This window comes from Mesorhizobium sp. WSM4829 (assembly GCF_055811475.1).
In genome coordinates, this window is sequence record NZ_JBVVQJ010000013.1 from 20,222 (window position 1) to 39,877 (window position 19,656).

A 19,656-nucleotide genomic window follows, 5' to 3' on the forward strand; every position below is an offset into this window, starting at 1 on the left:
CAACCAATTCCATTTCAATCGGTTCTAGGGACATTGCCGTGGCGGTGACGCCGCTAACGCGTCCCCCATGCGGAATTTTCAATGAATATCCAGACAGACCCCACCCAATTGGAAAAGACGAGCGCGAGCTTTCCGGCCATCACGGAAGAGCCGATACGCTCCAATTTCCTGCCGGAAGAGCGCCTGCGCACGCTGGGTACAAGCCTCGCCAAGGGCGACGTCAAGGATCTGTTCGGCCTGGAGCCGTTCGATTTCCAGCCACGCGTCCGCGACAGTGCCAGCAAGATCCTCGAAGTCTACCGTTCGACCAACGCCGCGCAGGCGAGAGGCGAGACGATCACACCCGCGGCGCAATGGCTGCTCGACAACAATTATCTGGTCGAGGAAACCATCTTCCAGGTCAAGCGCGACCTGCCACGCCGCTTCTATCGTCAGTTGCCGACCCTGAAACTGTCCGACGGCGCCAGCGTGCCGCGCGCCCTTGCGCTGGCCTGGACCTATGTCGCCCATTCGGACAGTTCGGTCTCGGCGACCATGTTCAAGGCGATCGTCGAAGGCTTTCAGGCCGTCGAGCCGCTGAAGATCGGCGAGCTCTGGGCGCTGCCATCACTGCTGCGCTTCGTTCTGATCGAAAATCTTCGCCGGATCGCGGTCCGGGTCAGTCGTACCCGGCAGATGCGCCAGATTGCCAACGAGGTCGCAGACCGCGTGCTGGCACTCGATGAAACCGCCGACCGTCAGGCAATCCTGTCGAACTACGTCGCCCATGCACAAGACACCACCTTTGCCACCCAATTGCTCTACCGCCTGCGCGACGGGTCGCAAAATGCCGGCAGGGCGCTGGAATGGCTGGAGGGCGAGCTTGAAAGGTCCGGCTCCGATGCCGAGGAAATCATCATCAGCGAGCATCGCACGTTGTCCAGCGGCAACGTAACCACCGGCAACATCATCCGCGGCCTCAGGCTCATCAACGATATCGACTGGACGGTTTGGTTCGAAGATGTCAGCCGCATCGACACCTTGCTGCGCGAGCGCACCGATTTTGCCGCGCTCGATTTCTTCTCGCGCGACCAGTACCGGACCGCGATCGAGGAAATGGCGCGCCGCTCCGATCGTTCCGAATTCCGCGTTGCTGAAAAGGCGATCGAACTCGCCGGCCATGCCGCTGTCGCCGATACCACCGTCACCGGTCCGACAGCTCACGCCGACGTCGGGTTCTTTCTGGTCGGCCCGCGCCGGCTGGAACTGGAAAAGGCGATCGGCTATCGGCCGACGGTCAGCGTCACGATCAAACGGGCGTTCCGCAAGACCGGATGGCTGGGCATTGTCGTGCCGGTGTTCGCGCTGACGGTCCTGCTTCTTGTCCTCTCCGGCAACGCCCTTGCCAGTCTCGGCCTGTCCATACCGTCGATCGTCCTGATGCTGGCGCTGTTTGCCGTGCCGGCCAGCGAAGGCGCGCTTGCCTTCTTCAACACCGTCGTATCGTTGTTCCTGAAGCCGACGCGCCTCGTCGGCTACGACTATAAACGCGGCATGCCGCCCGAGGCGCGCACGCTGGTGGTGGTGCCGTCGCTGATCGGCTCGCGCGACGACGTCGAGGAGAACATCCGCAACATCGAAGTGCACCACCTGGCCAACACGGCGGACGAAATCCATTTCGCTCTGCTTTCGGACTGGCCGGACAGCAAAACCGAAATCGATGCGGCGGATATCGAGATCCTCCAATATGCTCGCGACGAGATCGCGCGGCTGAACGCCCGCTATCCCAGCGAAGGCGCGCCGCGTTTCTACGTCCTGCACCGCCGGCGGCTCTACAATGAATCCCAGGGCGCCTGGATGGGTTGGGAACGCAAGCGCGGCAAGCTCCACGAACTGAATCTTCTGCTGCGTGGCGACAGCGACACCACCTTTCTGCCGCTGGACGTGCCGTTGCCCGAAAACGTCATCCATGTGATGACGCTGGATGCCGATACGCGCACCACCCGCGATGCCGTCGCCAGTTTGGCTGGAAAGCTTTGCCATCCGCTCAACCGCCCGCATTACGATGCGGCAAAGCGCGTCGTCACCGCCGGCTATACCATCCTGCAGCCGCGCATCACCGCGTCGCTGACCAGCGGCGACGACGCATCCTTCTTCCAGCGGGTCTTTTCTGCCAATCGCGGCCTCGATCCCTACGTATTTGCCGTGTCGGACATCTACCAGGACGTCTTCGGCGACGGCTCCTTCACCGGCAAGGGGCTCTATCACGTCGACGCCTTCGAGGCGGCGCTGAAGGGCCGCATCGAAGAAAACACCGTCCTCAGCCACGATCTGCTCGAAGGCGCGTTGGCGCGCGCGGCACTGGTCACCGACGTCGAACTGGTCGAGGACTATCCGACCCGCTATTCGGTCGACGCGTCGCGCCACCATCGCTGGGCGCGGGGCGACTGGCAGCTTCTGGGCTTCATTCTCAATCCGCGTTCCGGCGTGCCGGCGCTGTCGCGCTGGAAGATGGTCGACAATCTGCGCCGGTCGCTGACGCCGATCTTCTGGGTGATGGCCGCGATCGCCGGCTGGACGCTGCTGCCCTTCACCCAGGCCGCGCAATGGCAGGCGCTGCTGATCCTCACACTTTTCATGGCGCCGACGTTCGACATCGTCCACGCCATTCTGCCGAAAAGCGGCGACCAGACGCCGCGCGGTCATTTCTCGGCGCTGGCGCGCGACGTCGTCTTCGGCACCGCCCTGGTGGCTCTGAAGATCGTGCTGATGGCGCATCTGGCCTGGATGATGGGCGATGCCATCATTCGCACGCTCTACCGCCTGTTCGTCAGCCGGAAGAACCTGCTCGAATGGCGCACTGCCTCGCAGGCTCACAAGATCGGCGACAACGATCTCGGCTCCTATTACGGCATGATGTACGGTGCTGTGATCGTCGGCGTCGTCGGCCTCGCCATCCCTGTTGTGGCCGATTCCACCGGAGCTTTCGTCGCCTTCTTCTTCGCGCTGTTCTGGATCGGCTCGCCGGCCTTCGCCTTCTTTATCAGCCGCTCGGCCGAAACCGAGGACCGTTTGCGCATATCGGCGGCGGACATCCATGTGCTGCGCACGATTGCGCGGCGCACATGGCATTATTTCGAGACCTTCGTGACGGCCGAGCATCACAATCTGCCGCCCGACAATTTCCAGGAAAGCCCGGCGCCTGTCGTGGCCCCCCGCACCTCGCCGACCAATATCGGCGTCTATCTCCTGTCAGTTGTTTCGGCGCGCGATTTCGGCTGGATCAGCCTGTCCGACGCCACCACCCGCATCGACGCGACGATGTCGACGATCGAGAGCATGCCGCGTGAGCGCGGCCATCTCTTCAACTGGTATGACACGACGACGCTGAAGCCGCTCTATCCGCTGTACATTTCCGCCGTCGATAGCGGCAATCTCGCCGGCCATCTGGTGGCGGTGGCGGCAGCCTGTGCCGAATGGGCGGAAGCGCCTGCAGTCCACCTTCAGGGCGACTTCGAGGGTATCCTCGATACGGTGACGATCCTCGACGAAAGCCTGGCCGAGTTGCCTGACGACCGCCGTCAGTTGCGGCCGTTGCGCCAGCGACTTGCCGATCGCCTCGATGGCATGCGACGCGCGGTCGAATCGATCAAGGCACAGCCCGAGATGGCGTCGATCCGCACCATCAACCTGGCCGTTCTGGCCGGCGAGATCCGCAAGCTCGCCATCGCTATCCATACTGAGGCCGCATCGACGCAGAGCGACACCATCGCCGACTGGGCGGCGAGACTGGAAGCCACCTGCGAAGCGCATGTCCATGACGCGCATAGCGACGACACTGCCGTCGAGGCGCTGCGGGCCAAGCTTCTGTCGTTGCGCGAGCGTACGCGCCGCTTTGCCTTCGAGATGGATTTCTCATTCCTCATGCGCAAGGAACGCAAGCTTCTGTCGATCGGCTACCGGGTCGAGGAGCATCAGCTCGACGAAAGCTGCTACGACCTGCTGGCTTCCGAGGCGCGGCTGACCAGCCTGTTCGCCATAGCTAAGGGCGATCTGCCGACGGAGCACTGGTTCCACCTCGGCCGGCCGATCGTCGAGATCGGGTTCAAGGGCGCGCTGATGTCCTGGTCCGGCTCGATGTTCGAGTATTTGATGCCGCCGCTGGTGATGAAGGAGCCGCAAGGCAGCATCCTTAACCAGACCAGCAAGCTCATCATCAAGCGCCAGATCCAGTACGGCCGCTCGAAGGACGTGCCCTGGGGGATTTCGGAAGCGGCCTACAACGCCCGCGATCGCGAACTGACCTACCAGTACACCAATTTCGGCGTGCCTGGGCTGGGCCTGAAGCGAGGTCTTGGCCAGAACACGGTGATTGCCCCCTATGCGACCGTGCTGGCGGCGCAGTTCACCCCGCGTGAATCGGTGCAGAACCTGGCCAGGCTGAGGCGGCTCGGCGCCCTTGGCCGGCACGGCTTCTACGATGCGGTCGATTTCACGCCGCAACGCGTGCCGGAGGGCACCGACCATGTCGTCGTGCTGAACTACATGGCCCACCATTCCGGCATGTCGATCGCCGCCGTCGCCGACGCCATCTTCGAAGGACGCCTGCGCGACCGCTTCCACAGCGATCCGGTGATCGAGTCGGCCGAGTTGCTGCTGCAGGAAAGAGCGCCGCGCGACATCCCGACCGCCACCGTCAGGACAGAGGCCGACGAACGGTCGAAGGACGAAACGGAAGCCGAAAGCCCCGATACGCGCATCGTGCTCAACCCGCTCAAGGCGCTGCGTTCGACCAGCGTCATGTCCAATGGCCGCTACTCGGTCATGGTTACCGCGACCGGCTCCGGCTATAGTCGCTGGGGCGAGCTTGCCGTCACGCGCTGGCAGCCGGACCCGACCGAGGATCGGCTTGGCTCCTACATCTTCCTGCGCGACTCCGGCACCGGCGACTGGTGGTCGGCCACCGCCGAGCCGAAGCGTGCCACCCACGAAGAGGTGCGGACGCTGTTCTCCGACGACAAGGCGAGCTTCGTCAAGTCAGTGGGATCACTGCGTTCGGAGGTCGAATGCATCGTCATTTCGGAAGGAAATGGCGAAGGCCGGCGGGTGACGCTCTACAATGACGGCCCGGTCGACCGGCATATCGAAGTGACCTCGTTCGCTGAACTGGTGCTGGGCTCCGAAGCATCCGACAACGCGCATCCGGCGTTCTCGAAAATGTTCGTGGAAACCGAAATCGCTGCGAATAACGCAGCGATCTTCGCCACCAGACGTAAGCGGGAAACGGACGAGCCTGATGTCGCCATGGTGCATTTCGTCACTGACCCGTCTGGGTCGACGCGCGACGCCGAGGCCGAAACCGACCGGCGCGCCTTCATAGGCCGCGGCCGCACCATTACCGAGGCCGCCGCATTCGATCCCGGCGCCAAGCTTGGCGGCCATTCCGGCTTCACGCTGGATCCGGTCGCGGCACTTCGCCGACAGGTGCGCGTGCCGGCCAACAAGAAGATAGCGCTGACCTTCTGGACTGCCGTCGGCGCCAACCGCGCCGAACTCGAAGAAGCCATTGCGCGGCTTGATCATCCGGAAGCCTTCGCGCGCCAGGCGATGCTCGCCTGGACCCGCTCACAGGTGCAGACCCGGCATCTCGGTCTCAGCCTTGCCGATGCCGCCAATGTGCAGAATCTGGCGCGCTACCTGATCTATCCGGATCCGTTCCTGCGGCTTCCGGCCGAATCGATCGCTTCCGGGCTCGGTAGGCAATCGGGCCTATGGCCGACCAGCATATCCGGCGACTTTCCGATTTTCCTGGTCAGGATCGGCGATGTCGCCGATCTCGAAATCGTTGCCCAGGCGCTCCGCTTCCAGGAATACATGCGCGCCCGAGGCATGATGATCGACTTTGTCGTCATCAACGAGCAGGCTTCGTCCTACGTGCAGGACCTGCAACGGGCGGTTGAGACGCTGTGCGAAAACAGCCGCCTGCGCGGCAAGGAGCTAGGACCCCGCCAGCACATCTTCGCGGTGCGCCGCGACCTCATGGACGAGGCGACCTACAAGACGCTGCTGGCCACTGCTCGCGTCGTTCTGCACACGCGCAACGGCACCATCTTCGATCAGATCGAGCGCGCCGAGGCCGCTGCGCTGCAAGCGCGGGACGCCTTGCAGCCGGCGGGTGCAGCAGCGCTTCGTGAACCGTCTCCGCCGGCGCCACAGACGTGGGCCCAAGCCTCGTTCGACGGCAGTGCCGACGGCAGCGGGCTCAACCAGTGGAACGGTTTTGGCGGTTTCGAGGGCGACGGACGCCACTATGTCGTGCGCCTTGCTGGCCGCCGCACGACGCCGCAGCCCTGGATCAACGTCGTCTCCAACGCCTCGTTCGGTTTCCACGTTTCGGCTGAAGGCGCTGCCTTCAGCTGGAGCCGAAACAGCCGCGACTATCAACTGACGCCGTGGGCGAACGACCCGGTCACCAACCGGCCGGGCGAGGGCATCTATATCTACGATCATGCCAGCGGCCGGGCGTTCTCGCCGCTGGCCGCCGTCGTCCGCGATCCCGCCATGACCTACGAAACATGGCACGGGCAGGGGTTTTCGACCTTCCGTTCGAAGCGCGGACCGCTGTCGATGGACCTTACCCATGTGGTGGATTCCGTCGATCCGGTGAAAATCTCCAGGTTGCGCATCCAGAATTCCGGTTCGGCGCCGGCGCGACTGCGCGTCTATGCCTATGCGGAATGGGTTCTTGGCAGCCATCGTTCGCGCACGGCGGCGACCATCGTTCCGTCCAGGGATGCCGCGACGGGCGCGTTGCTGGCGCAAAATCCCTACGGGCTCGATTTCAGCGAGCGGGTCGCCTTCCTGGCCGCCGACGGCGCTGCACACTCGGTGACGGCCGACCGCGGCGAGTTCATTGGCCGCCACGGCACCAGCGAACTCCCGCAAGCCGTGCTCAGCGGCGCAAGCCTGTCGGGCCGCGTCGAGGCGGGCGACGATCCTTGTGCGGCAATTGCACGCGACGTCGACATCCCTGCCGGCGGCGACGTGACGCTGCTCTGGCTGCTCGGCGATGCAGCCTCTGCCGAGGAAGCCAGCGCGCTGGTACAGCATCATGGCAGCAAGGATTTCGATCAGCGGCTGACTGACAATGAACGCACCTGGCGAGGGTTTCTCGACACCATCCAGGTCGAGACGCCGGACAGGGCGCTCAACGCGATGGTCAACCACTGGCTGCCCTATCAGAGCCTTGCCTGCCGCATCCGCGCCCGCTCGGCGTTTTACCAGGCGAGCGGCGCCTTTGGCTTCCGCGACCAATTGCAGGACACGCTGGCCCTGCTTCTCCATGATCCGAAACTGGCGCGCGACCAGATCCTCAATGCGGCGCGGCGGCAATTCGCCGAAGGCGACGTGCAGCATTGGTGGCTGCCGCGAACTGAGGCAGGCGTCCGCACCATGATTTCCGACGACGTGGTCTGGCTCGCCCACGCCACGGCACACTACTTGCTGGTGACCGGCGATACCGCGATCCTCAGGGAACAATTGCCCTTCATCGAAGGGCCGTCGCTGGAAGAAGGTGAGCACGACGCCTTTTTCACGCCGGAGATATCGAAGAAGACCGCTTCACTCTATGATCACTGTGCGCGCGCACTTGACCTTGCCATCAAGCGCAGCAGCCCCGCCGGACTGCCGCTGATCCTCGGCGGTGACTGGAACGACGGCATGAACCGTGTCGGCGAGCACGGTAAGGGCGAGAGCGTCTGGCTGGGTTGGTTCCTGCTGAAGACGCTGGGCGACTTTGCAGCTGTCGCCAAGGCGGAAGGCGACGCCAAGCGTGCGCAAGCCTGGACAAAACACGCCGGCGTGCTGAAGCGGGCGCTGGAAAGCACGGCCTGGGACGGTGAATGGTACCGTCGCGGCAGCTTCGACGACGGCACGCCGCTGGGATCGCGCAGCTCGCAGGAATGCAAGATCGACTCGATTGCCCAGTCGTGGAGCGTGCTGTCGGGCGAGGGCGATCCGGCGCGATCGACGACGGCGATGCAGCAGGCGATGAAAATGCTCGTCGACGACGAGCTCAACATCGTCAAGCTTTTCACGCCGCCCTTCTCCAGGACGGAACAGAACCCAGGCTACATCAAGAGCTACCCGCCGGGTGTCCGTGAAAACGGCGGCCAGTACACCCACGCGGCGACATGGTTCGTCATTGCGCTCGCCGAAATGGGGCGCGTCGACGACGCCTACCGCTGCTTCTCGATGCTCAACCCGGTCAACCATGCACCCGACGAAGCCGCTGCCGAGCACTACCGCGTCGAGCCTTATGTCGTCGCGGCAGACGTCTACGCCGGGCAAGGCAAGGGCGGCCGCGGCGGCTGGACCTGGTATACCGGCTCGGCCGGCTGGCTTTATCGCGCGGCGGTCGAAGGCATCCTCGGCATCGAGCGCAGGGGCGAGCGCATCCAGTTCAGGCCGAAACTGCCCAGCCATTGGGATGGCTATGCGGCAACGCTCAAGGTGCTGGGGGCCGAGCTCAGGGTTCAGGTTGTCCGCGACAAGAAGGCCAAAGCCGTCTCGCTCGAGGTAAATGGTAAAAAGACGAAGGCTTCGTCTTTCGAACCGAAAGCCGGCGACAAGGCCGATCTGGTCGTCAGGATACCGGCGTAGCTTCAAGGGTTTGGAGCGTCTTTGTACATCTTGACGATGTGCGTTATTTAAAGTTGCTCGAGCAATTCTATTGCGCATGAGATATCCCAAAAGCCGATGCAGGCTTTTGGGATTCGTACATGCCAAGTTGCTGATTAAAATTTCGGCAGTGCTTCCGGCCTGCCACGATTTTGCCGCAAGGCTGACATTTTACCTTTCTTCTCAAACCGTTAGGTGATCACGACAGATTTCGCAGCGTCGCCATCTTTTGTTCGCGAATTGGGAACTGAAGGGGTACGAGGGCATTGTTTCGCGACACGTCAACGAGTACGAGTCAGAAAATGATGCAGTGCACAATAACAATTTGCCGGAGTAGCTGAAGTGTCCCTTCTGCAAATCTACTGGAGAGCGCTCGGTTATCTCGCTGCCGACAGAAAACGCGTCGCGTTTATCTGTGGGGCGAATGTCGCGCTTGCGATTATCGCCATCCTTGAGCCGATCATGTTCGGACGGGTGATCGATGCCATTTCGGATAGCGGCTCGGTCTTTTCGACGCTCGGCCTATGGGCCGGTATCGGCGTCTTCAACGTCATCGCCTTCGTTCTGGTGGCGCGCGGCGCGGACCGTTTTGCCCACGCCAGGCGCAGCGAGGTTCTTTGCCAGTCGTTCGAGCGCGTGATCACCATGCCGCTTGCCTGGCATCATCAGCGCGGCACCTCCAATTCCCTGCATACGCTGCTGCGCGCGGTCGAGACCTTGTTCAGCCTCTGGCTCGAGTTCATGAGGCAGCATTTGTCCACGGTTGTCGCGCTGGTTCTGCTGGTGCCGACGGCGCTCAGCATGGATATTCGCATGTCGATGGTCCTGCTGGCGCTGGGCGCGCTCTACGTCGGAATTGGCCGGCTGGTGATGCGTCGCACCAGGGAAGGCCAGGCGTCCGTGGAGCGGCATTTTCACCAGGTGTTCGCGCATGTGAGCGACTCGGTCAGCAATGTCGCCGTGCTGCAGAGCTACAATCGCATCGGCCACGAGACCGACGCCTTGAAGCGCTATGTCAAGAATCTGCTTGATGCCCAGTATCCGGTGCTCGACTGGTGGGCGTTGGCCAACGCCCTGCACCGTCTGTCGTCGACCATTTCGATGATGGTCGTGCTGTTGATCGGCTCCTATCTGGTCATGCATGGCCAATTGCGTATCGGTGACGTCATCGCGTTTACCGGCTTTGCCACGCTGCTGATCGCCCGGCTCGACCAGATGTCGGCCTTCGCCAACCAGATTTCGGAAGCCAGGGCCAAGCTCGAGGAATTTTATCGCCTTGAGGACTCCGCGGCCGAGGCCGCCGAGCCGGACGGGTTGCGTGACCTGGTCAACGTCACTGGTCATGTGCGTTTCGAAAACGTCAACTTCGAATTCGCCAATTCGGGGCAGGGCGTGAACGACGTGTCGTTCGAGGTCCATGCCGGCCAGACCGTGGCCATCGTCGGCCCGACCGGCGCAGGCAAGACCACGCTGATCAATCTCCTGCAGCGGGTCTTTTCGCCGTCCAGCGGCCGTATCCTGATCGATGGCATCGATACCCGCACGGTGACCCGCAAGTCGCTGCGCCACTCGATCGCCACCGTGTTCCAGGATGCCGGTCTGCTCAACCGCTCGATCGAGGACAATATTCGCGTCGGGCGCGCCGAGGCGACCTATGACGAGGTCCACGCCGCCGCCAATGCCGCTGCCGCGCAGGATTTCATCCTGTCGAAGAGCAACGGCTACGATACGGTCGTCGGCGAACGCGGTGGACAACTTTCGGGCGGCGAGCGCCAGCGTATCGCAATCGCGCGCGCCGTGCTGAAGGATTCACCCATCCTGGTGCTCGACGAAGCGACCAGCGCGCTTGACGTCGAGACGGAAGACCGCGTCAAGGAAGCGATCGACGAATTGCGGCGCGGCCGCACCACCTTCATCATCGCACACCGCCTGACCACTGTTCGCGATGCCGATCTGGTCGTCTTCATGGACAAGGGCAAGGTGGTCGAAATGGGTGGCTTCGCCGAATTGTCGATGCGCAATGGCCGCTTCGCCAGCCTGTTGCGCGCCGGCGGCCTGCTCAACGACGAGGAAGTCCGCCGCCTCAGCCGCACCATCACGGACGCGGCCGCCTGAGTTCTTGCCTTCTCCCCTTGTGGGAGAAGGCAAGACCCCGCCTGCGACACGGTGCTGTAGTTGCCCCACGCCTGTCGCCGGTTTATGTAAAGCCGCATGAGTGACCTGACTTCACGCCTCAGCGGCTGGATGGATTTCGCCAACCCGACGCGGTTTGTCGGGTTGGCCGACAAGGTGGTGCCGTGGCTGGCAACCATCGCCACACTCCTCCTGGCCGCCGGGCTCTACATGAGCTTCACGGCGCCGGAGGATTTCCAGCAAGGCATCACCGTACGTATCATGTACATCCATGTGCCGTTCGCCTGGCTGGCCATGATGTGTTTCACGCTGATGGCGGTTTCCGCATTGGGCACGCTGGTGTGGCGCCATCCGCTGGCCGACGTCGCGCTCAAATCGGCGGCACCCATCGGCGCCGTCTTTACAGCGCTCGCGCTGATCACCGGTTCGATCTGGGGCAAGCCGATGTGGGGCACCTGGTGGGTGTGGGATGCGCGGCTGACCTCGGTGTTCGTGCTGTTCCTGATGTATCTCGGCATCATTGCGCTGACGCGGGCCCTCGACGATGCCGCGCGCGCCGCCTGGGCCGCTGCAGTCATCACCCTGGTTGGATTCATCAACATCCCGATCATCAAATTCTCCGTCGACTGGTGGAACACGCTGCATCAGCCGGCTTCGGTGATCCGGCTCGGTGGGCCGACCATCGATCCCAGCCTGTTGCGGCCGTTGCTGGTGATGGCTCTGGGCTTTACCGTGCTGTTCTTCGCGCTGCATCTGATGGCGATGCGCACGGAAATCCTGCGTCGCCGGGTCATTGCCATGCGCCGCGTCGCGGCACGGCAGGCCGAACGGCAATCAGCCTGACTCCCTTCAGCTTTGCCCCCTCGCAGGCTCAGGGGGGCAAAGCTCGAAAGCCAAGCAATTGGCTTTCCGTCCGCTCCGCGGACCGCTTCTCACCCCATGCAGCCGCGCGCCGCCACCGGCAGCGTCTCCAGCACCCGTTCTCCGGCGATCAAGTGAACTTCGTCGAACAGATTGGTGACGACGCAGCAATGGTCGGGCACGATGCGCACGCGCTCGCCGATACGCAGCCTGGCCTCGCCGGAAAGCGTGACGTTGCCGTGCTCCTCGCTGAGGCTGGCGACGGTGGCGCCCGGAATACCCAGCAATTCGCCGAAATCGGGCAGCCCCAGCGTGTCGCTGGACAAGGCCTTGCTGCCGGCATCAAGGATGGCCCGTGTCGGCGTCGGATGGCTGACCACCGTCGACAGCACCGTCAGCGCGCAATCGTCGAGGCTTCCGACGCCCTTGGCGACCTGGTAGCGGTCGAGATAGATGTAGGTGCCGGGGCGGTACTCGGTGACGACGGAAGCCTCGCCTGCGCGCCACATATCCGGCGTGCCGCCGCTGGAGATGCGTTCGCAGGCAAGGCCGGATGCGGCGAGCGCGTCGCGCGCATCGGCCAGCCACGCCTCGGCCTCTGCGGCGCGGCCTGCCGCCGGATAGGTCATCAGCCCACCGAAGGCGAGCCCCCTGGCCTTGTCGATCTCTCCGGCCAGCGCCACCGCCTCGCTAGCCGACTGGACGCCGCAGCGGCCCATGCCGGTATCGCACTCCACCAGCACTTTTAGCGGCTGGCCTGGATCGGTGAAGGTGGCGGCGAGACCCGCAAGCGTTTCCATGCTGTCTGACGTCACTGACAGCGTCACGCGGCCGTGCAGCGCCTTGAGGCGCTCCAGCTTGGCCCTGCCCAGAATGTTGTAGGGCACAAAAATGTCGGTGAGGCCGGCATCTGCCATCACCTCGGCTTCACCGATCTTCTGGCAGGTGATGCCGACCGCACCGGCTGCGATCTGCTTCTTTGCCCAGTAAGGCAGTTTGTGGGTCTTGATGTGCGGCCTGAGCTTCAGCCCGTGGCGGTCGGCGTGGGCCTGCGCCCGCGCGATGTTGGCTTCGGCGCGGTCGACATCGATCAGGATCGCCGGTGTATCGAGGTCGTCTATGCTCAGCATGGATTTTCACCCTGGGATTTGCCTGGACTTATGGCCTTGATCGGCCCGGATGTCATGAGGCCAGCACGCGGTTTACGTCGACACCGGATCGGTGTTCGGCTATTCGGTTTGGAGATCACCCAGGCCAACGGGAAGGAACCACAACCATGAAACGCTCCGCTATCAACGACATCATCCGCGACGCCGATGCCTTCATCCGTTCGTTCGGCTACATCATGCCGCCCTTCGCCTATTGGACCCCGGAACAGATGAAGGCGCGCCGGCAGGATTCGTCGGCCATCTTCTCCTCGCGGCTCGGCTGGGACATCACCGATTACGGCCAGGGCAAGTTCGACCAGCTCGGCCTCTTCCTGTTCACCGTTCGCAACGGTCGCTACGAGGACATGAAGAAGGGCATGGGCATGCTCTATGCCGAGAAGATCATGATCTCGCGCAAGGATCAGCTGTCGCCGATGCATCGCCATAACATCAAGGCCGAGGACATCATCAACCGCGGCGGCGGCAAGCTGGTGCTGGAGCTGTTCATGCACGATCGCGATGGCGGCATCGACCCGAAGGCGGAAGTATCGGTGCCGGTCGACGGGACCATCCACCGCCTGCCGGCGGGCGGGCTCTTGAAGCTCGATCCGGGCGAGAGCGTGACGCTTTTGCCGGGCGTCTGGCACGCCTTCTGGGCCGAGGGCAAGGACGTGCTGATCGGCGAGGTTTCGACCGTCAACGACGATCTCACCGACAATGTCTTCCGCGAGCCGATCGGCCGCTTCGCGGACATCGACGAGGACATCGCGCCGCTGCACCTCCTGGTGTCGGACTACGAGAAGTGGGTGGGGTAAGACGGCCTTTCGTTCCTAACGCTGATGCTTGTCTTCCTTTCGCTTGCCCAGCAGCAGCTTTCGCTCGAGATGGGCCCGCAGGTCGCCGTAATACGCGGTCAGGAACGGGCGGGCATCATGCGCCTGCGGCGTTGAACCGATCTTGCGTCCGATCGTCTCAGCCACCGCCCGCAGCGCGAAATAGTCGTCGCGGCGCAGCACTTCTTCCAGCTTGTGCAGTTCGGCGATGCCATAGGCATCGAGCTGCGCGTGGCTGAACTGAAAAGTCCTGGCGACCGGATCTTTTCGTGCCGACAGATCCTCCATCAGCGTGCGCTTAGGCGCCTCGACGACCCAGGTTCCCGCCAGGAGGTCGCCAATCCGCAACCGGTCGCGATTGAAAAGCGGGAACAAGGCGAACAGCAGCGCCCATACCAACCCAAAAACTGTCGTCAGCGTATCGGCGACGCCCATCCCACTGCGTCCGGCGATAATCGACAGCGGCAGAAAGACCTCGATCTCGCGCATCAGATTGCGGGCGATGACCTGATCCACCGACAGGCCGGCTCCGTTGCGTGACGCCACCCTGATGCCGATGATCCGCTTGCCGGGGGTCGACGCGCGCCGGCCCGCCTCGAAGGCGATGAAATAGACGTTGCGCAGAAAAAAGATCGCGATGATCCAGACGATGAAAAGCGGCTGCAATTTATCAGTGCCGAAACCGGTTACTCCAAAGATCGCAACAATCGTGACGGCGATTGCAGCCGTGGCGATAAACACGACATCGAGCAGGAAAGCGGCCGCCCGTGTGCCGGCGTCGGCCAGCTTTATCTGAAGGTCGACACCTTCAGGCGTGATCAGCGAGCGCATTGTCGCCAGCGCAGCGCGTCTAGCGGTCGCCATAGCGCACCACCTGGAAAAGGTAGAAATAGCCGATCCACAGTGCGAGCATGCCGCCGCCAACGGCATAGCGGGTGACATCGCTGGTGATCGTCTGCCTGCCGATGCCCTCGAGCAGTCCGGCAAACAGCAGCATGACCGAAACGCCGACCATCGCGGTCGCTGCGATGCGTCCGGCATGGGCGGCTGCCGTCATGCGGGTCAACTCGCCGGGAAAGGCGATGCTCGTGCCGATCCGGATGCCGGCAGCGCCGGCCAGTGCTATGGCGAACAATTCGGTGGTGCCGTGAATGGCCAGCCAGCCGCCAAGTTCCATGCCGAGCCCCTTTGCCCAGTAGACCTGGAACAGCGCACCCAGCATGCAGCCGTTGAACAGCATCAGCAGCACCGTCGGCACCGCGAAAGCAAATCCAAGCGCGAAGGCGAGGATTGCGACCTGGACGTTGTGGGTGAAAAGATAAGCGGCAAAGCCTGAGAGAAAGCCATTGTCGCCATCATAAAGCATGCTGCGCAGCATCTCGGCCGAAGCGTCGGGGCCACGGCCGGCGGCCAAGCCCGACGGGATGATCGCGTCGAACCAGCCCTTGTCGGACGCTACCAGCCAGGCGCCGGCGCCGATGCCGATAAACATCAGCGCCACCGACACCAGCGTCTCGCGCCACAAATCGCGGATGGCACCGGGCCAGTCGTGCAGGAAGAAATCGCCAACACGCTGCGGTAGTCCGCGGCGTGCCCCATAGAGATAAAAATATCCCCGCAGCGACAGGGATTCGAGATAGGCGATCAGTGCGCTGTCGAGGGATGTCGCTCTCGCCACCGAAAGCGAAGACAATGCCGACCGGTAGAGCAGCGGCAGCGACAGCAGCTCTTCTTCCGACAGCGTCCGCGGCGCGCGTTTCTCGACGCGGGCGAGTAGCGCCTCGAACGCCTTCCAGTCGGCCTCGCGCTCCCGACGGAAGCTGGCCAGCGACTGGCGTACGGCATCGCCGCGTCGAGCATCGCCGGGTACTGGCGCAGTCACAACAAATCCTCGCGCTTGAACTGCAGGTAGCGCTCGACCAGCGCCGGCCCCAGCCTTTGATGGTCGGCTTCGATCACATGCGCGCCGAGCAGCCGCAACCGGCCGATGACGACCTGCCTTTCGCGCAAAAGCCCGCCGGCGACGACGGCGCGGGCGACATCCTCGCCTGATGAAGGTGGCATGTCGGCCAAGCTCTCCAATTCGACATCCCTGATCATCATGAACAGCACCAGATGCCGTTCGGTGAGCCTGCCGACGGTGCGCAGCATCAATTCCGCGCTGATCGGATCGACGAAGTCGGTGAAGATGATCACCAGAGAGCGCCGGTCGAGCCGTGCCGCAAGCGTGGTCAGCGCCAGGGTGAAATTGGTCTCCTCGTTGGAATAGTCGATCTCAACCGCCCGCTTCTGGATCATTGCAAAGCTGGCCGAGCCGCGCACCGCGCCGCTGGCGACGCGCGGCCGCGCATCGAAGCTGAACAGGCTGACCATGTCGCCGCCCTTGAGCGCAATGAACGCCGACAGCAAGGCGGCAGCCACTGCCCGGTCCACCTTCGGCAGGCCGTCGACCGGCTCGCACATCAGGCGTCCGCTGTCGATGGCCAGCACGATGTTGTTGTTCTCCTCGATACGGAACTCGCGCGCCAGAAGCCTGCCGTGGCGGGCGCTGCGCTTCCAGTCGATCATCCGCCGGCCCATGCCGGGCTGATAATCCTTGAGCGCCTCGAATTCCCGGCCCTGGCCGGCCCGGCGCTGCGCATGCCCGTCGGGCAGGGCGTTGCGCTGCAGCAGCGTGATCGCCTGGTCGCGGGCGCTGCGGACGTCGGGCAACACCGCCACCTTGCTTTCCATCGGCAGGACGACCTGGTTCCAGACCAGCCCGAACGGCCCGCGCCAGCGCAGCCACAGACGATCGAAGCTGGCGATGCCGCGCCGCAGCGCCTGGAACCGCAGGTCGAGCGATCCGCCATCCCCGGTGGCAGCCAGGGGACCGCCGGTTCCGCCGATCGGCACCAGGCGCTCATCATGACCGACGCGCGCCTCCAGGGTTGGCGTCCGGCCTGAAAGACGGGCGGCGACATGGACGGTGAACTGGCCGCCGACGCCGACCTGCGGCGGCGCGTGGAGGCTGGCAGCCAGCGATTTCCGCCCGCGTCCGGCCGCGGTGTCCACCGCCAGGAAGGCGAGCACCAGGCAGATCCACAGTAATCCGAGATACCACAATGACGGCAGCGCCAGTGCGACCAGGAAGGCCGGCACCGCGCCCGCCGCTGCCGCCCACACCGCTCGGCCGCTGGGATAGATCAACGCGGCGCTTCCGTCTGGTCGACCAGGTCGGAGACGATCTGCTCGACCAGCCGGCCATCGATCTGCGCGGCCGGCGACAGGATGACGCGATGGCGCAGCGCCGGCACCGCCAGCGCCTTGACGTCGTCTGGGATCACATAGGCGCGGCCGTCGAGCGCTGCCCGCGCCCGCGCCGCCCTGGCCAGCATGGCGCCCGCGCGTGGACTGGCGCCAACCTCCAAATCGGCGGTGTCGCGTGTGGCGCGCACCAGCGCCGCGATGTAGCCGACGACGTCGTCGACGAGGGTGACGGAGCCGACGGTTTCGAGTGCCTTCTCCAGCGTCTTGCGATCCGTCTGGGCCTTGATGCCGTATTGCGCGATGTCGTGCGAGGCGGAGCCGCCACCGTGATGGATGATGATGGCCCGTTCCTCCTCGGGACCGGGATAGCTGACCCGATGCTTGAACAGGAAGCGGTCGAGCTGTGCTTCGGGCAGGGGATAGACACCCTGATGCTCGATCGGGTTCTGGGTCGCGACCACCATGAAGTTGCGGCCCAGCGAATGCGTGGTGCCGTCGAAAGTGACCGCATGCTCCTGCATCGCCTCCAGAAGTGCTGCCTGTGTCTTGGGTGGCGTGCGGTTGATCTCGTCGGCAAGCAAAAGTTCGCAGAAGATCGGACCGCGCGTCAGCGTGAACTGTCCAGTCTGGAAATTGTAGATGTTCGATCCGACGATATCGCCAGGCATCAGGTCCGGCGTGAACTGGATGCGCCCGTAGGCGACACCCAGAGCCTGCGCGAAGCAGCGCGCGGTCATTGTCTTGGCCGTGCCCGGAGGGCCTTCCAGCAGGATATGCCCGCCGGCGAACAGGGCGGTCAGCATCAGGTCGACCGTATCGTGCTGTCCGGTGATCGCCTTGGCCACTTCTTCCCTGATCCGTGTCGCCAGGGCCTTCACTTCATCGACGTTCACCGAGCCTCCTTGCCGTCCAATCGTGCAGCCGCTCGGCTGCCTCGTGCATTTGCGTCAGGTTTTTCGCCTCGCCGGCGGCTTGCGCCCGCGCGGTGAATCCGCTGATTTCGTCCTTATCGCGAGAATCGAGCCAGCGGTCGAGCGCTTCGCCTTGCAGGCCCTGCGGCGCTCCCAGCAGTGCGCCGGCGCGCACCCGCATCAAGGCGGCATAACGGCCTCCCAGTTCATCGAGCCGCCCGGCGCGCCGCAACAGCATCGCCGTCGTATCCACCAGCGCACGCTTGCCGAAGGCAATGGCGCGCTGGTCGGCGCGCGGCGGGCCGAAACGGCCTAGGCCGCGCAGGAAAGCCAGCGCCGCCGCGGCCAGGATCGTCAGCGTCAGCGCCAGGAACGGCGGTTCGACCAGGAGCTTGGCAAGGTCGTATTTTCGCCCCGCGCCGTGCAGCGTGAGATCGAACATGACCTGGCCCTTTTCGGGCTGCAGCAATGCAATCAGGTCGAGCGCGGCTGCCGCCTTGGCGGAATCCGCAAGCGCGGCGTTGTTGATCAGGTCGGGGTCGGTCAGGATATAAAAAGGCTTGTCGACCAGTTCGGTGAGCACAGCCTTGTCGTTGCCGGCTGCTATGATTGGATGCTCGTCCGCCACCCACTGCAATTCGTCGGGGGCGGCAACGGACCGGCCTTCGACGTCGAGTTGCCGCACCGTGCTTTGGCCGTCGCCGATCCTTGTCTTGGCGATCCGGCCGAGCCATTGGTTCACCACGGTTTCTGGCAATCGCCCGAATTTCATCTTCCAACCTTCGTGCTCCTGCAGCGGCAGGGTTTGCCATTTGGGCAGCACGAAGAGGGTATTCAGGTCCTGCCGAAGTTCGAGGATGCGGTCGAGCGCGGCGGGATCGCTCTCGGGCGAAATGGTGACGATCAGCAGCATGTCGGTGCCGAGATCGTCCTCGGTTCGTGCCATGGCTGGAGGCTCGCCGGTGAGCCGCAACCATTCAGCCAGGCCGGCATAGCCAACGCCGCTTTTCGACAGCGGCGTGGCGCCGCCATTGCCGGGTTGCCGGAAGTCGGGCGCATAGGTGGACAGCAGGAAGAAACCCGCTGCCGCAAGCAGGCTGGCGAAAATGCCCCAAAACAGCGTTCTTCGATTGAACGGTTCCTGCGCCGCTGGTTCGACCGTCGCAGCGCTCATATCCAGGCATCCCGGAAGACGAACCGCTCATAGGCGCCGCGTGCTTGCCGCCAGCCTTCGGCGCCGACCGGCCTGCGCGCGAACAATGCGGCTTCGACGATGCGTGCGATCTCGGTAAACGCCGCGCGGGCCTTGGCGGGAACCGAAGCAGCCGCGGCGATGTCGCGCGCCGTGAGCGACGGGCGCAAAAAATCCGGCAGCCGGCCGGCAATATCGGCGACGCTGCGCCGAAGCAGGAGATGAACCGCTTCGTCATAGTCGCCTCGCGCGGCCAGCGAGTCGGCTTCCGACAGCAGGATCTGCGCGGCGCCGGCGTCGGGACGCCATGCTTCCTCCGCCTCGGTTTCGCGCCGCGCGCGCTGCCATGGCAGGCGCCAGGCGATACCTTTCATCTCGAGAAAGACCAGGAGCAGGATGATCGCGGCACCTGATATCACCGCCCCCCAGAACAGATAGATCATGTAAGGACCGAGCGACGACAACAGGTCCAGCAGCGGCTTCAGCCAGTCAGGCGGCTGGGGCGGCACATAGGCCGGCAGCTCGAACTGGATCGACTTGTCCGAGATCAACTGCTGATGCGCTTTTGCCAGCCATTCGGCTTCCGCTGTGCCTGGCTGTGCCACTGCCAACCGTCCCCTGCAACCTGTGGTTCCCAGTCGACACTGGCAATGCACAATGGCAATTGCAAG

At 63.8% G+C, this 19,656-nt stretch carries 11 protein-coding genes; 4 read left to right on the forward strand and 7 right to left on the reverse strand.

From position 1 onward, the window contains the following. Positions 1-81 precede the first annotated feature (81 nt). The 3 genes from AC0L17_RS14730 (at position 82) to AC0L17_RS14740 (ending at position 11,634) form a co-directional block, all read left to right on the forward strand. The gene (locus tag AC0L17_RS14730; protein WP_473516362.1) at positions 82-8,640 is read left to right on the forward strand and encodes a glycoside hydrolase family 94 protein; all 8,559 of its coding nucleotides are present in this window, start codon (positions 82-84) and stop codon (positions 8,638-8,640) included. A gap of 360 nt (positions 8,641-9,000) precedes the next feature. Further along, the gene (locus AC0L17_RS14735) at positions 9,001-10,773 is read left to right on the forward strand and encodes a glucan ABC transporter ATP-binding protein/ permease (RefSeq protein ID WP_128170259.1); all 1,773 of its coding nucleotides are present in this window, start codon (positions 9,001-9,003) and stop codon (positions 10,771-10,773) included. A 96-nt stretch (positions 10,774-10,869) separates the two neighbouring features. Next, entirely contained in the window at positions 10,870-11,634 is a 765-nt protein-coding gene (locus AC0L17_RS14740) for a heme ABC transporter permease (RefSeq protein ID WP_027153912.1), read from the forward strand. 89 nt (positions 11,635-11,723) lie between these two features. Here the strand turns inward: AC0L17_RS14740 and AC0L17_RS14745 are convergent, their stop codons facing one another. Continuing rightward, a complete protein-coding gene (locus AC0L17_RS14745; protein WP_473516363.1) occupies positions 11,724-12,782 on the reverse strand; it encodes a D-TA family PLP-dependent enzyme in 1,059 nt (352 codons plus the stop codon). A 146-nt stretch (positions 12,783-12,928) separates the two neighbouring features. Here AC0L17_RS14745 and AC0L17_RS14750 point away from each other — a divergent pair, with 146 nt between their 5' ends. After that, positions 12,929-13,615, forward strand: coding sequence for a D-lyxose/D-mannose family sugar isomerase (locus tag AC0L17_RS14750; protein ID WP_473516364.1), 687 nt, complete (start codon positions 12,929-12,931; stop codon positions 13,613-13,615). 15 nt (positions 13,616-13,630) lie between these two features. Here the strand turns inward: AC0L17_RS14750 and AC0L17_RS14755 are convergent, their stop codons facing one another. Genes AC0L17_RS14755 through AC0L17_RS14780 form a run of 6 tightly spaced genes read right to left on the reverse strand, consistent with a single transcriptional unit; the run spans position 13,631 to position 19,590 of the window. Beyond that, positions 13,631-14,497: an RDD family protein gene (locus AC0L17_RS14755; protein ID WP_473516365.1), complete on the reverse strand. Its 867-nt coding sequence runs from the start codon at positions 14,495-14,497 to the stop codon at positions 13,631-13,633. Beyond that, positions 14,484-15,515 carry a stage II sporulation protein M gene (locus AC0L17_RS14760; RefSeq protein ID WP_473516366.1) on the reverse strand — a complete coding sequence of 344 codons (1,032 nt, stop codon included), beginning with the start codon at positions 15,513-15,515 and terminating at the stop codon, positions 14,484-14,486. Before AC0L17_RS14760 ends, AC0L17_RS14755 begins: the two co-directional genes overlap by 14 nt. Then, on the reverse strand, positions 15,512-16,822 hold the full coding sequence (locus AC0L17_RS14765) for a DUF58 domain-containing protein (protein WP_473516367.1): 1,311 nt from the start codon (positions 16,820-16,822) through the stop codon (positions 15,512-15,514). The genes AC0L17_RS14760 and AC0L17_RS14765 overlap by 4 nt, the downstream gene beginning before the upstream one ends. Beyond that, on the reverse strand, positions 16,819-17,775 hold the full coding sequence (locus AC0L17_RS14770) for an AAA family ATPase (protein ID WP_473516368.1): 957 nt from the start codon (positions 17,773-17,775) through the stop codon (positions 16,819-16,821). The genes AC0L17_RS14765 and AC0L17_RS14770 overlap by 4 nt, the downstream gene beginning before the upstream one ends. Beyond that, a complete protein-coding gene (locus tag AC0L17_RS14775) occupies positions 17,762-18,967 on the reverse strand; it encodes a DUF4350 domain-containing protein (RefSeq protein WP_473516369.1) in 1,206 nt (401 codons plus the stop codon). The genes AC0L17_RS14770 and AC0L17_RS14775 overlap by 14 nt, the downstream gene beginning before the upstream one ends. Continuing rightward, positions 18,964-19,590, reverse strand: a complete 627-nt coding sequence (locus tag AC0L17_RS14780; RefSeq protein WP_473516370.1) for a DUF4129 domain-containing protein — start codon at positions 19,588-19,590, stop codon at positions 18,964-18,966. Before AC0L17_RS14780 ends, AC0L17_RS14775 begins: the two co-directional genes overlap by 4 nt. Positions 19,591-19,656 lie beyond the last annotated feature (66 nt).